Below are 13287 nucleotides of genomic sequence, written 5' to 3'. Positions count from 1 at the left end.
CGATAGTGTTAACATTGGCATAACTAAGAGATAGTTGAAACGAAATGAATATTAAACAATTCCCTGCATACATCATGATAGTGCTGATATTACTTCAGTCATTTTCTGCTGTGGCAAAAGTTGCTGATGTTCATATTGTTGATTCCGAGCATATAAAAACCGAGCATGTTCATGCTTTAGATGACCACATTTCTTCTGAAAAATTAATACAATCATCAGCAGATAATGACCAACACAACCCCGCTGATTGTCATCATTGCGGACACTGCAATGGCTCGCATGTACAGTTTGCTACGCATGTTTACATCAGTAGAGACATTGATTTCAAATCAAGTCAGGTATTTGATTATTTAAAAGTAGTCATTGAAGCTCCCCCTTCCAGATTACTTCGACCTCCCAAAAGTTAGTCCTTTTATTTAATTGGCGCGTTAGGCGGTGAAGCCAACGCTCGTTTCATAAAATAAACAGGACAAAATATGAATATGTCTTATTTTAAGGCCCCCGTACTTGCTTGGAAGAAAGTAAAACGGTTGCTTCTGTTGTCGTTTTTAGTGACAACTAATAATGTATTTGCAAATGACTTAACTGTTGATTCAGTTTCATTGTCAGAGGCAATACAACGAACACTTGCAAACAACCCACAGCTAACAGCTTTTAAATACAAACAAAAGCGTTTAGACGGCGAGTTAGCTACCGCAGGGTTAAAACCTGAATATAACGTCAGCGCTGAATTGGAAAACTTTGCAGGTACAGGTGATGTATCTGGATTCAGCGACGCTGAACTTACCTTATCAATATCTTCCGTGGTGGAATTGGGAGATAAGGTAAATAGCAGAAAGCTTTATGTTAATGCCCAACAGCAAGCAATAGCTGTTGAAAAAAGAATACAAACACTCGATATTTTGGGTGAAGTAGCAGCTCGCTATATCGATGTTTTGACGTTACAGCAAATCATGCTCGTCAATGAAAATGCAGAAAAGCTAGCACGAGAAACCTATCAAACTGTCTCCAAAAAAGTTCGTGTTGGTTCGGCACCGTCATCAGAGCAAAAACGAGCTGATGCAGCTTTAGCAACAGCTCGACTAAAGACGCTAACCATTTCCAAGCAGTTAGAGGCCAGTGTTCGTAAGTTAGCTATTATGTGGGGAGAACAATCACCGCAATTCTCTCGTGTATCAGGCGATTTATTTGCACTTCCCAAAACAATATCACTCGAATACATCATGGCTCAACTTTCTCAAAGTCCTCATATATTAGCTTATGCAGAGCAATCGAGAATTCAGCAAGCTCAATTACAATCAATCAACGCACAAAGCCACGCTAATATAACGTGGAGCGCAGGTGTGAAAAGACTTGAAGGTAGCAATGAGACTGCGTTGGTTGCAGGAATTAGCGTCCCTCTGTTTACGAGTGATAGAAATAGAGGCAGCTATCAATCTCAAAAAGCAAAACTCGATGAAGTTGAGCAGCAACGGAAAGCCAGTGAGCGAGCAATTTACAGCCAATTAGCGACATTTTATGCGGCTCAGGAAGAGGCTCGCCTTACGGTTGAAACCTTACAAACCAGTATTATTCCGCCTCAAGAAAGTGCTTTGTCATTAGTGCAAAAAGCCTATTCGGACGGGCGCTTTAGTTATTTAGAGCTAGTTTCAGTTCAAAAAGAGCTTATTGAGATGCAATATGCGCTTATTTTTGCCGCAAGTGAGGTTCACAAACAAAGCGCCTCCATTGAGTCCTTATCAGGCATTCCATTAATTTCTTCCGGCAATACAGAAAGCCAACTTTCAAGCTTTATTGAGAATTAATCATGAAAAAGAAAAATATATTAAATTCACCAATCAGCCTTTTCAAATTAATGCTTGTTGCTGTAATTGGTTTCACCTCCATCACGACCTCAGCCAGTGAAGAACACAAAGATGAAATAGTCTCTATGTCTGTTGAGATGGCTAAACAAAACAGCATTGAAACAGTAGCAGCAACTAGCGGTGTTATTCATAACGAAGAAGTTGTATATGGAAAAATCGTTGCCGATCCTGCCTCACTTGCGCACGTTAACGCTAGATTCGATGGTGTTATTAAGGAAGTAAAAGTCAATCTCGGCGAAGAGGTCAAAAAAGGTGAAACGTTGGTAGTGATTGAATCCAATGAGAGCTTAAATCAATATTCGATAAAAGCACCAATGTCTGGGCGTATAGTCGCTAGGCAAGCCAATATTGGCGAGCTTACAAATGGTGAAAACTTGCTGACAATAGCCAATTTTGACGTGGTTTGGGCACAACTATCAGTGTTTCCTACTCAGCTAAGTAAGGTTAACGCTAACCAGCAGGTGCTAATTCATAGCACTGAATTTAATCAAAGTGCGCAAATTAGCTATTTAACACCATCACTAAACGACAAGCCATACTCATTGGCATTTGTAAAATTGGATAACAAAACCAACAAGTGGCCGCTTGGCACTGTAATTAAAGGTGCGGTTACGACCAGTCAACACTCTGCTCCAGTTGTTGTGCCAAAAGGAGCCATTCAAGAGTTTGAAGGCAAAGATGTTGTTTTTATTAAAGAAGGCAATGAATACCACCCTAGCGCCGTAAAAACTGGCGCTTCAGACGCTATCAATATTGCTATCATCGACGGTTTGAACGTCGGCGAAAGTGTGGTTGTAAAGAACAGTTATCTGCTAGTTGCTGATCTAAAAAAATCGGAGGCTGGACATGAACACTAATCTCCGACCTTTTTGTCCTCTACATATTGGCTTCAGTATTATCGAGGTGAAAATATGATCGCTTGGATACTAGAATTATCTATCCGTAGACGTGGTACTATGTTGCTTATGGCCTTGTTTATCATCGCTTTAGGAATATGGAACTATCAGAAGCTACCTATTGACGCTGTGCCAGATATAACCAATGTACAGGTACAAATAAACACGCAGGCTCAAGGTTATTCACCTTTGGAAACAGAGCAACGGATTACGTTTATCGTCGAAACGGGCTTGGCAGGTTTACCTAAGCTGGATTATACCCGTTCACTTTCTCGATATGGCCTGTCGCAAGTGACTGTTGTGTTTGAAGAAGGCACAGATTTGTATTTTGCCAGAAACCTAATCAATGAGCGACTTAGCGCAATTAAGGAGCAACTACCGTTTGGCATTGAACCAGAAATGGGACCAATTGCTACGGGCCTCGGTGAAATATACATGTACAGTATAACTGCCGACGAAAGTGCAAAGCAGAATAATGGCTTACCCTATGATGCGATGGCGTTAAGGGAGATCCATGACTGGGTAGTGAAACCACAACTTGCATTGGTTAAAGGGATTACGGAAATCAATGCAATTGGTGGCTATAAAAAGCAATACCATATCAATCCCGATCCGTTAAGGATGTTGCACTTCGGTATTACCAGTGAAGCACTATCAAATGCAATAATGCGAAATAATGCAAATCAAGGGGCTGGATTCATCGAAAGAAGCGGACAGCAAATTCTTGTTCGTTCACAAGCTCAGTTGCAATCTATTCAAGACATCCAAAACGTCATTATAAAAAGCGACGACGGCACACTTGTAAAAGTTAAAGATGTCGCCGAAGTTGCGATAGGAAAAGAGCTAAGGACAGGAGCTGCATCACTGGAAGGCAAGGAAAGTGTGATTGGCACCGCAATGATGCTGGTAGGAGAAAATTCACGCTCGGTGGCATTGGCTGTTGGTGACAAGCTTAGTGAAATCCAAAACAGTTTACCTCAAGGCGTGTCCATAGTTCCCTTATATGACAGGACAACTCTGGTTGATAAAGCAATTAGCACCGTACAGAAAAATCTTATTGAAGGTGCATTACTGGTTATCTTCGTATTGTTCCTATTACTGGGTAACATACGCGCCGCTTTGATTACCGCCGCAGTAATTCCTTTGGCAATGTTGGCAACAATCACGGGCATGGTTCAAAGCAAAGTCTCTGCGAATTTAATGAGTCTGGGAGCCTTAGATTTTGGATTGATTGTCGATGGCGCGGTAATAATCGTTGAGAACTGCATTAGGCGGTTAGCAGAAAGCCAAAAACGAAATAGTTCTGTCATTTCCCTGAAAGAACGCCTAGACATTGTTTATTCTGCTACCAATGAGGTTATACGACCTAGTGTTTTTGGCGTATTGATCATAACGATTGTCTATTTACCTTTGTTTACCTTATCGGGTGTCGAGGGCAAAATGTTTCATCCGATGGCCGCAACGGTGATAATCGCTCTATTGTCTGCAATGGTATTTACCTTCACGCTAGTCCCCGCTGCGGTTGCTTTATTCTTGAAAGGCAAAATCAGCGAAAAAGAAAGTCCAGTAATTGTCGGCGCTAAGTCAGTTTATAGTCCTGTTTTGAAGTGGGCTTTAAAACTACGTTGGCTAGTTGTTTGCGGCGCTGCTTTACTTGTGACATTTAGCATATTACTTGGTAGTAAATTAGGATCTGAATTTGTTCCTCAACTTAATGAAGGTGACATTGCACTGCACGCGATGCGTATTCCGGGCACGGGTATTGACCAAGCTGTAGAAATGCAGAAGGTACTTGAACAACAAATTATGAAATATGATGAAGTTGTTACGGTGTTTTCAAAAACGGGCACAGCAGAAGTTGCGACAGACGCGATGCCGCCAAATGTGACTGATACTTTTCTGATATTAAAGCCGAGAGAGCAATGGCCCGACCCTAATTTAACGAAAGAGGATTTTGTTGAAAGGCTGGAAAAAGATCTCAGCTCTATTCCCGGCAATAATTATGAGTTTACTCAACCAATTCAGATGCGATTTAACGAATTAATTAGCGGAGTAAGAGCTGATTTAGGGATTAAGCTCTACGGTGATGATCTATCCCAACTTGTCATTTCTGCACAAGAAGTTTTGGCTACACTCAATACAATTTCAGGTGTTGCTGATGCGCGGCTCGAACAAGTTGATGACGTGCCTATCTTTACCGTTAACCCCAAGCCTGAAGCATTAGCGCTATACGGGTTGGATGCAAGCGACTTACAGTCTTGGTTAAAAACAGTCGTGTCAGGTGAAGGCGCAGGGTTAATATTCGAAGGTGATCGTCGATTTGAAATTGTAGTTAGATATCCTGAGCTGTTGAGAGCCAACCTTGATCAGCTAGGTAATTTGCCAATCGCGACAGAAAGTGGTGAGTTTGTACCTGTAAGCGAAGTTGCAGAGTTAAATTATACGACAGTTCCAAGTCAAATAAGCCGAGAAAATGGTAAGCGACGAATTGTAATTACAGCAAATGTTAGAAACCGAGATCTAGGCTCATTCGTACAAGAGGCACAGCAAAAAATTCAACAAAATGTTGAATTGCCTGCTGGTTATTGGCTTGAGTACGGCGGAACATTTGAGCAACTTGAGAGTGCAACGCAAAGATTATCCATCGTAGTACCTGCCACATTGTTTGTAATTTTGACACTGCTTGTCATAGCATTTAGTTCAATAAAAGATGCCCTGATCATATTTAGTGGTGTGCCTTTAGCACTTACAGGCGGCGTATTGGCTTTGTGGTTAAGAGACATGCCTCTTTCAATTTCTGCTGCTGTTGGATTTATCGCTCTTTCAGGGATAGCTGTATTAAATGGACTGGTGATGCTGTCATTCATTAAACAGCGATTACTTGAAACAGGAGAGCTAATAAACTCAATTATCGAAGGTGCAACTATCAGGCTTCGCCCTGTATTAATGACCGCTTTGGTTGCTAGCTTAGGTTTCATTCCTATGGCATTAAACGTCGGAACTGGGGCTGAAGTTCAGAGGCCATTAGCAACGGTGGTAATTGGAGGGATTATTTCCTCTACTTTACTTACTTTAGTTGTTTTGCCTGTTCTATATAGAATTGTTTACAGTAAATACAAATCTTAACTTTAATTTAGAGGCTTCTCGTAATGTTTTCGAGAAGCCTTTTGTTAAGTTACTTTTGCTCGTTCAGGTGTGTAAAAAGACCTATTTAAAACTAAATTACTTTTAAGACGCCGCGATACATTTGTATCTGACAATGAAACTCATGCTCTCCCTGTGACAAGTTTAATAAGGTAATTTGAGTAATTTCATTTAACTTAAGCTGTTCGCTTATATCCAATGAAGGAATAAGCATTATTTCAGCGCAGGGGGATTGCTCTTTATGACCGTTATGAACGCACGTCATTATTGCTAATTGCGCAGATTATGAATGAAACTGGTAAACGGATTATCATTTTTTGTACTGACAGAACCATTAATAATCTTTGAACAATCGCCCCGTTTGTGAGTACTTTCAATGTCCTCAAGAATAGACTTTAATGATCGGCCTAGCCGATCAAGGCGAGTAACTATTACCTCATCACCCTACCTGATGAAATCGATTAGCTTCTTTAACTTTTTTCATTTCTAACCGAAGTACCAGACACATTGCCTTATAATATTTTTTTACAACCATAATAGCCCAACTGAACAGTTGAGCATTCAAATCTTGTTCTCTAGTAGATACTCTTGCAAAACCACTTTCATGTGTAGGAAACTTTTAGCTTTCGGACATGAACGAGATAAAAGATCAATATTCGTTCATTTAAAAAGTGAAATAAATGACAACTCTAACTATCAAGATTAATTCTTCCACATGCTTTAACTGTGTCTTCACTTGTACACGAGCTTACATTTGTTGAAGCTCAGCTTGTAGTACTTTGAGTTCCCACATTAGATTGTTAACTAAAGCCAATTCCGCCTGTGTCTATCACAAGTTCAAAACTCAAACTCTAAATATAAGCTGATTTGATCTCCTTCAAAGAAGATTTTTTGCCCATAAACTCTTACACCGAAATGTGTAGATTAGTACTGATTCACAATAATTGCGCTGAAATTGAGTCAATCGTATTACAAATACTCTTATTGATACTGGCTCATTACTTGCAATTTTTCGAGAACATGACCACATGTAGAGAATAATAGGCTAACAGTGGGAAATATTTACACTATCAATGTAAGGATTACTTATGAAATACTCAAGATTTGCTGCAATGATCATCACCTCAACCATTGCTATGTTTGTCATGATGTATCTCAACACTTACGCAGTATCACATATATGGTTTAGTGAAACGCGTATCTATATGGCGTTGTATATGGGAGCAGGTATGGCAATGATCATGCTGGCCTTTATGCTTGGCATGTACAGTAACAAGAAGCTCAACATGGCTATTTTTCTATTGGCGACAATACTGTTCGCCATATGTCTTTATCTTGTTCGCTCTCAAAGCACAATTTCTGACACTGCCTACATGAAAGCGATGATTCCTCATCACTCCATTGCTATTCTTACTAGTGAGCATTCAACTTTGGAGGATGTACGCGTGCGTGAATTGGCAAATGGTATTATTAAAGCCCAACGAAAAGAAATAAAAGAAATGGAATGGCTGATTAAGGATATTTCTGAAAATGGAAAGGTCAGCTCACAAGCTCAGGCTGAGCAACGACCGCTCCCAAAGTTTGAAGGCACACTGAACAAAGGAGACTAAGATGACTAAGACAGCTACCCTGTACAGAATGGTCACTGACGAACATATCTGCCCCTATGGTTTAAGGTCGAAAGATTTGCTGGAGAGGCAAGGGTATGATGTAGAAGATCATAAGCTCACGTCAAGACAACAAGCTGATGACTTCAAAGATAAGCATGATGTCAAAACTACGCCACAAACCTTTATTGAAGGAAAGCGTGTCGGAGGATACGATGACTTAAGAGAGTATTTTGGTAAAGATGAAGCAGGTCAAACTGGCACAACCTACACGCCAGTTGTAGCCATTTTCTCGATAGCTGCACTTCTTGCTGTCGCATCTCAACATTTTGCTTCCGGCTCATTTATCTCCATCAGAACACTGATGCTATTTATAGCTTTTTCAATGACGCTCTTAGCGGTGCAAAAACTGAAAGACCTATACAGTTTCACAAATTCGTTTATTACTTATGATTTACTAGCGATGAGATGGATAAGATATGGTTATATTTATCCCTTCATTGAAGCATATGCAGGTATTGGTATGGTTGCCCAACTACAGCCTCTCGCAGTGGCACCATTTTCATTGTTTATCGGCACAGTTGGAGCAATTTCAGTTTTCAAAGCCGTTTACATTGACAAACGCCAGTTAAAGTGTGCCTGTGTAGGCGGCGATAGTAGTGTGCCACTTGGATTTGTATCGCTATCTGAAAACTTATTTATGATCGCGGGAGCATTGATTATGCTGCTGATGTAAAGGTATAGCTCTATTCGGCGGCTCCTTAACTGTTAAGATTAGACCTAGGATGCCAGCCCACACCTTTCTAATCCATATGTAACATTTTTTCTGTCGTACTGGCATCAAGATAACCAGAACTGAGCAAACAATCTCAAAGGTTGTACAAAATAACACTAAAGCTTTTTCATTAAGTTTTATTGTTATGCTCTTGTGGTGGCTTTCGCCACCACTTTATTAGTTTTCAAGTTCCACCATATCTTTCGCTGCAATGTCACCAGACACTAGCTTTACAGTTGCGAAATGATCATTCACAATTTTAGTAATTTGTACCGTTCCTACCTTTTCGATAGTGTAGGGATCGTCACCTTCACTCAATACTATTCTTTCATGGAATCTAATAACACTGTATTTTTGCCCAACCTCTGCGCCATGCTTAGCACCAATACAGATTAGAGTTCGATTATCAGAACTTTCTACTACCTGACCTCTCATCATGTATTTATGATAAAAAGTGGTATTAGAACAACCCACTAAATATAAACCGAATGTAAGCAATAAAAGAGCTTTTATATAGGGTGTTTTCATCACTGTTACCTCATTTGACTAACTAATTATCTATACACTTTTTTATGAATTCATTTGTTTTTCCGGCCAGCCCCCGAAGGTGCTTGATGACAACTCCAAGGCTTATGAACAGAGTTATCTTTGATGTTCTGATCAACAAATTTATAGTAACTTTCTTTAGTATGTGTCCACCAATCATCATGAACATCTGCGCCATACTTACGGATTACCTCCTCAATCCCATCAAGGCTTACGTTTGCGGCATCATAGGCAAGGTGTATTTCACCTTCTTTGATGTTGTAACTAACTTCATCTATACCAAAAAGCTGATCTATTTCTTTTACTAACTCGTCACAGCTTTCTTCTGTGACATTGCTAAGCTTTAGATTTCGAACAACTAAATTTTGCTCTCTAACGCCAACTCTATGATCTAAATCGCTCATAATTTTTCTCCTAATGTTTGTGTGAATGCTGTTGATTGCTATCTTTCATTTCTTCCATTTTCCGGTTCATCTGCGGCATCATGTTCTCCATCATTTCTAAATGATGTTCAGTCATCTTGATTTGTTGATGCATTGGCATTTCTTCCATATTTTTGTGCATGGATTGCATCATCTTCATCATTGAACGGTGATGTTCAACCATCATCTGCTGTTGCTTGTCAGGATCTTTTTCAGTTTTAATGGCATGGACTTCCTTTTTCATTTCCATCATTTTTTTATGCATTTCTCCCATGTTCTCATGTGGTATTGTCATGCCTTGATGCATATCAGCTTTGTTCGCACCTTCATGTTTATGCTCATTGTTTTGGGCAAATGAGCTAGTGGTTATCAGTAGTGAACTAATAAATAAAATTGATTTAGTTAACGTTTTCATGATTTTTACCTTCTACACTTTTATTAAAACTTGGGATCCAACTTGGTGTCGATTCCATATACCTGTGGTACTCCGAACCAAATTCAGTAATCGCCTGTGCTTCTTCGCGTTTCGCTAGCTTGACGTAAACAACGACTAAGATCGGAAACATCGCAAGTGTTGGGATTGTCGGCCACTGCAATAAAAAGCCGAACATGATTAGAATGAAAGCTACATACTGTGGGTGGCGACATCTTGCATACCATCCAGTTGTAGCCAATTGATGATGTTTTTGCGCGTGATGCAATACATTCCATGCTGAAGACAACATAAAGAAACCTGCAACAATAAACACCATACTCACTATATGAAATGGGTCCCAATGGGCATCACCTTGAAATCCAAAGAAAGTATGTAATAAATGCCCATTTTCATGCGCAAAGAAATTTACTTCTGGATAGGTCTCCGTCAGCCACCCCGACAGAAAATAGATAGTTAAAGGAAAGCCATACATTTCAGTAAATAGGGCAACAATAAAGGCAGAGAACGCGCTTAGACTTCTCCAATCAGTTGATGTTTTTGGTTTGACAAAACTAAAGGCAAAAAAGATAAAAATTGCTGAGTTCAGTATCACCATTGACCATAAGCCATAATCATATGTTTCATTCATCACTGCTCTCCTTTTTATGTGATTCCTTACGTGCCTTTTCTAAGCCTTGTATGTAGCCATCGCGATAGGCTGCATTTTTATCCGTGAGTTCTTGAAAGCTCTCTTCCTTTTTTTCATCAGGCGCATGTGAATGATCGTGACCATGTTTACCATGACTGCCATGCATAAATACGTGCATCAAGGGGCATAGCAATAAAATCAAGTAGGGAAGAAATTGCAGCGTATGTTGACCATGCTCAAGCACTAAGAAGTAGGTCACTGCGGCAATAAGTGCCAGTGCAGCCCAGCCTGTAGGTGTTGACCAAAAATTAGGGTGTTGATTTTTCATATTGCCCTCCTAAACGACTTTTAAGACACCGCGATACATTTGCATCTGACAGTGAAACTCATGCTCTCCCGGTGACAAGTTTAATAAGGTAATTTGAGTAATTTCATTTAACTTAAGCTGTTCGCTTATATCCAATGAAGGAATAAGCATTGTTTCAGCGCAGGGGGATTGATCTTTGCGTATAAACTTCAAGGTAACAGGTTGGCTAGCAGACACCTGAATTGAGGATGGGGAATACACGCCATCCCTCACTTCAATGAGTACTTCATTACCTTGAACGATTGTTTTATTGGGTTTATATAGCCAAAACCACCAAACAATCAGCGCGATTAACATTAAGCCTAATAAGTTAATTAACATCATCGCTCTTCTCCTTAATGCTCTTTTGCTTTAAAAAAGCGAAGTCGATTTGCATTTGACACCACAGTCAATGACGAAAACGCCATTGCAGCACCTGCAATTACAGGGCTAAGCAGAATGCCAAAGAAGGGATATAGAACCCCCGCAGCAAAAGGAATCCCAGCTACGTTATAGACAAACGCGCCAAACAAGTTTTGTTTGATATTTCGTAAAGTAGCTTTGCTTACCGCTATGGCATCGGCAAGGCCATGAAGTGAACCACGCATTAGGGTAATGTCAGCACTTTCGATAGCTACATCAGTCCCTGTGCCTATGGCGAAGCCAACATCGGCTAACGCTAGCGCAGGAGCATCGTTGATGCCATCTCCTGTCATACCAACAATTTCGCCACTGCCTTGTAGCTCTTTCACCTTGTTGGCTTTATCTTCTGGCAGCACCTCAGCAAGAAATTCGCTAATACCTGCTTTTTTGGCAACAGCGGCAGCGGTTTCCTTGTTATCACCTGTTAACATGATGACGCGTATACCATTAGCCTGAAGCCGTTTGATAGCAGAGATTGAGTCTGACTTAATGGGATCTGCGACAGCAATGATTGCGGCAAGTTCACCATCTACAGCAAAGTACATAGGTGTTTTGGCTTCTTTGGCTAAAGACTGGGCTTTTCCAACAAAGCCTGTGAGGTCTATGCCTTTTAACTTCATTAGTTTATCGTTACCAAAAAGCAGGACTTTATTGTTACAGTTTGCTTCTACACCAAAACCCGTAATAGCATTAAACGATTCAATTTTTAGTAACTCAATATCCTTATCTAAAGCACTTTCAACAATCGCTTGCGCTAAAGGGTGCTCTGAGCCGCTTTCTAAACTTGCTGCAAGCTGTAGTACGTCTTTTTCGTCAGTAGCTTTTGCTAAAACAATATCGGTTACCTTAGGTGCCCCTTCAGTAATAGTGCCCGTTTTATCTAAAATCATGGCAGTGATTTTAGAGGCGGTTTGCAGTGCCTCACCGTTGCGAATAAGTACTCCGGCTTCTGCTGCTTTTCCTACTCCCACCATGACAGACATAGGCGTTGCCAAGCCTAAAGCACACGGGCAGGCAATAATAAGCACAGTAGTTGCTGATACGATAGCAAAAGCAATTGCTGGCTCAGGGCCAAAGTTAAGCCATGCTAACGCACTTAACACCGAGATGATCATGACTACAGGAACGAAATAGGCGGAAATAACATCGGCCAAGCGGCCAATCGGCGGTTTTGAATTTTGCGCTCGTTTCACCATATTGATGATCTGTGCAAGCGCCGTGTCTTTACCAACGCGTGTCGCTCTAAATAAAATCATGCCTGATTTGTTCAAAGTACCAGCGACAACCTCATCTTCTTCGGCTTTTTCAACAGGCATAGGTTCGCCTGTCAGCATGGACTCATCAATAGAGGTGTGTCCTTCCAATACAACGCCATCTACGGGAATTTTTTCACCCGGCTTTACTTTCACAACATCATGAAGCAAAACCTGTTCGATACCTATCTGAACCTCTTTATTATCACGAACTACAGTTGCCGTTTTGGCCTGCAAGCCGATAAGACGTTTAATGGCCTCAGAGGTTTTACCTCTGGCTTTTATTTCTAATGCTAGACCTAAATCAATTAAGCCAATGATCATGGCGGTAGCTTCAAAATAGACATGTCGTGCCATCAATGGAACGGCGTCAGGTGCAAACACAACAACCATTGAGTACACCCAAGCTGTACCTGTTCCCAAAGCTATTAGTGTGTCCATATTAGCGGAGTGGTTTTTAAAGCTTTTCCAAGCGCCAACATAAAAATGCTTACCTGAAAAATACATAACACCAAAAGTTAAAATACCGACAACCAGCCAAGACATGCGTTCAAGGTTTGTTTCAACTGTCATTTCTCCAACTACAATGCTGTAGATCATCAAAGGAACGCCGAGTGAAAGGGCAATAAACGTATCGCGCATTAGCTTTTTGTAATATGCCCAATCCGCCGCCTCTTTCTCGTCAAGCGCATCTGTTGCTGAGCTATCATCAATTGGCTTCGCGTTATACCCCACTGACTCAACAGCTTTGATCAATTCTTCTGTCTTAGCTGTCCCAGAAACTGTTACAGTCCTATCAGCAAAATTCATTTCTGCACTGACGACTCCATGAGTTGCCTTTAACGCCCCTTCAATTTTGCCTACACAGCTAGCACACCCAGCGCCTTCAATGATGAGCTGTTGGCTTTGTGATGTTTTTTCCAACGTATTCTCCTTACTTTTACAC

At 40.7% G+C, this 13287-nt stretch carries 14 protein-coding genes; 6 read left to right on the top strand and 8 right to left on the bottom strand.

Annotated features, from left to right (window positions below):
• The first annotated feature begins 44 nt into the window (after positions 1-44).
• The 4 genes from QL229_RS05565 to QL229_RS05550 all read left to right on the top strand — a co-directional run bounded on the left by QL229_RS05565 (position 45) and on the right by QL229_RS05550 (position 5887).
• The gene (locus QL229_RS05565; protein ID WP_016708233.1) at positions 45-407 is read left to right on the top strand and encodes a hypothetical protein; all 363 of its coding nucleotides are present in this window, start codon (positions 45-47) and stop codon (positions 405-407) included.
• Between the two features lie 69 nt (positions 408-476).
• A complete protein-coding gene (locus QL229_RS05560) occupies positions 477-1805 on the top strand; it encodes a TolC family protein (RefSeq protein WP_029216105.1) in 1329 nt (442 codons plus the stop codon).
• A 2-nt stretch (positions 1806-1807) separates the two neighbouring features.
• Complete coding sequence (locus tag QL229_RS05555; RefSeq protein ID WP_016708235.1) at positions 1808-2722, top strand: efflux RND transporter periplasmic adaptor subunit; 915 nt, start codon at positions 1808-1810, stop codon at positions 2720-2722.
• 54 nt (positions 2723-2776) lie between these two features.
• On the top strand, positions 2777-5887 hold the full coding sequence (locus QL229_RS05550; RefSeq protein ID WP_016708236.1) for a CusA/CzcA family heavy metal efflux RND transporter: 3111 nt from the start codon (positions 2777-2779) through the stop codon (positions 5885-5887).
• 91 nt (positions 5888-5978) lie between these two features.
• Here the strand turns inward: QL229_RS05550 and QL229_RS05545 are convergent, their stop codons facing one another.
• Positions 5979-6119, bottom strand: coding sequence for a cupredoxin domain-containing protein (locus QL229_RS05545; protein ID WP_229677580.1), 141 nt, complete (start codon positions 6117-6119; stop codon positions 5979-5981).
• Between the two features lie 874 nt (positions 6120-6993).
• On the opposite strand from QL229_RS05545, the gene QL229_RS05540 reads away from it, so the two are divergent.
• A complete protein-coding gene (locus QL229_RS05540) occupies positions 6994-7515 on the top strand; it encodes a DUF305 domain-containing protein (RefSeq protein WP_008109672.1) in 522 nt (173 codons plus the stop codon).
• A 1-nt stretch (position 7516) separates the two neighbouring features.
• On the top strand, positions 7517-8248 hold the full coding sequence (locus tag QL229_RS05535) for a glutaredoxin (RefSeq protein ID WP_016708238.1): 732 nt from the start codon (positions 7517-7519) through the stop codon (positions 8246-8248).
• 216 nt (positions 8249-8464) lie between these two features.
• On the opposite strand, the gene QL229_RS05530 is transcribed toward QL229_RS05535, so the two are convergent.
• Genes QL229_RS05530 through QL229_RS05500 form a run of 7 tightly spaced genes read right to left on the bottom strand, consistent with a single transcriptional unit; the run spans position 8465 to position 13265 of the window.
• Positions 8465-8815, bottom strand: coding sequence for a hypothetical protein (locus QL229_RS05530; protein WP_062566151.1), 351 nt, complete (start codon positions 8813-8815; stop codon positions 8465-8467).
• Positions 8816-8865: 50 nt separating this feature from the next.
• Complete coding sequence (locus QL229_RS05525; protein WP_019677951.1) at positions 8866-9237, bottom strand: hypothetical protein; 372 nt, start codon at positions 9235-9237, stop codon at positions 8866-8868.
• A 10-nt stretch (positions 9238-9247) separates the two neighbouring features.
• The gene (locus QL229_RS05520; protein ID WP_062566152.1) at positions 9248-9670 is read right to left on the bottom strand and encodes a hypothetical protein; all 423 of its coding nucleotides are present in this window, start codon (positions 9668-9670) and stop codon (positions 9248-9250) included.
• A complete protein-coding gene (locus tag QL229_RS05515; RefSeq protein ID WP_281546535.1) occupies positions 9654-10319 on the bottom strand; it encodes an isoprenylcysteine carboxylmethyltransferase family protein in 666 nt (221 codons plus the stop codon). The genes QL229_RS05520 and QL229_RS05515 overlap by 17 nt, the downstream gene beginning before the upstream one ends.
• Entirely contained in the window at positions 10312-10647 is a 336-nt protein-coding gene (locus tag QL229_RS05510) for a DUF2933 domain-containing protein (RefSeq protein WP_016708242.1), read from the bottom strand. The genes QL229_RS05515 and QL229_RS05510 overlap by 8 nt, the downstream gene beginning before the upstream one ends.
• Before the next feature lie 9 nt (positions 10648-10656).
• A complete protein-coding gene (locus QL229_RS05505) occupies positions 10657-11010 on the bottom strand; it encodes a cupredoxin domain-containing protein (protein WP_045979597.1) in 354 nt (117 codons plus the stop codon).
• 11 nt (positions 11011-11021) lie between these two features.
• Positions 11022-13265: a heavy metal translocating P-type ATPase gene (locus QL229_RS05500; RefSeq protein ID WP_045979598.1), complete on the bottom strand. Its 2244-nt coding sequence runs from the start codon at positions 13263-13265 to the stop codon at positions 11022-11024.
• Between the last annotated feature and the right edge of the window lie 22 nt (positions 13266-13287).

The organism is Pseudoalteromonas sp. PAR1 (assembly GCF_947311895.1).
GTDB lineage: Bacteria > Pseudomonadota > Gammaproteobacteria > Enterobacterales > Alteromonadaceae > Pseudoalteromonas > Pseudoalteromonas lipolytica_C.
This window is presented reverse-complemented; position numbering and strand designations above follow the sequence as displayed.

Bases quoted from the DNA above. Each gene is read 5' to 3' on its own strand.
- QL229_RS05565 (WP_016708233.1), top strand. From the start codon at position 45: ATGAATATTAAACAATTCCCTGCATACATCATGATAGTGCTGATATTA.
- QL229_RS05560 (WP_029216105.1), top strand. From the start codon at position 477: ATGAATATGTCTTATTTTAAGGCCCCCGTACTTGCTTGGAAGAAAGTA.
- QL229_RS05555 (WP_016708235.1), top strand. From the start codon at position 1,808: ATGAAAAAGAAAAATATATTAAATTCACCAATCAGCCTTTTCAAATTA.
- QL229_RS05550 (WP_016708236.1), top strand. From the start codon at position 2,777: ATGATCGCTTGGATACTAGAATTATCTATCCGTAGACGTGGTACTATG.
- QL229_RS05545 (WP_229677580.1), bottom strand. From the start codon at position 6,119: ATGCTTATTCCTTCATTGGATATAAGCGAACAGCTTAAGTTAAATGAA.
- QL229_RS05540 (WP_008109672.1), top strand. From the start codon at position 6,994: ATGAAATACTCAAGATTTGCTGCAATGATCATCACCTCAACCATTGCT.
- QL229_RS05535 (WP_016708238.1), top strand. From the start codon at position 7,517: ATGACTAAGACAGCTACCCTGTACAGAATGGTCACTGACGAACATATC.
- QL229_RS05530 (WP_062566151.1), bottom strand. From the start codon at position 8,815: ATGAAAACACCCTATATAAAAGCTCTTTTATTGCTTACATTCGGTTTA.
- QL229_RS05525 (WP_019677951.1), bottom strand. From the start codon at position 9,237: ATGAGCGATTTAGATCATAGAGTTGGCGTTAGAGAGCAAAATTTAGTT.
- QL229_RS05520 (WP_062566152.1), bottom strand. From the start codon at position 9,670: ATGAAAACGTTAACTAAATCAATTTTATTTATTAGTTCACTACTGATA.
- QL229_RS05515 (WP_281546535.1), bottom strand. From the start codon at position 10,319: ATGAATGAAACATATGATTATGGCTTATGGTCAATGGTGATACTGAAC.
- QL229_RS05510 (WP_016708242.1), bottom strand. From the start codon at position 10,647: ATGAAAAATCAACACCCTAATTTTTGGTCAACACCTACAGGCTGGGCT.
- QL229_RS05505 (WP_045979597.1), bottom strand. From the start codon at position 11,010: ATGATGTTAATTAACTTATTAGGCTTAATGTTAATCGCGCTGATTGTT.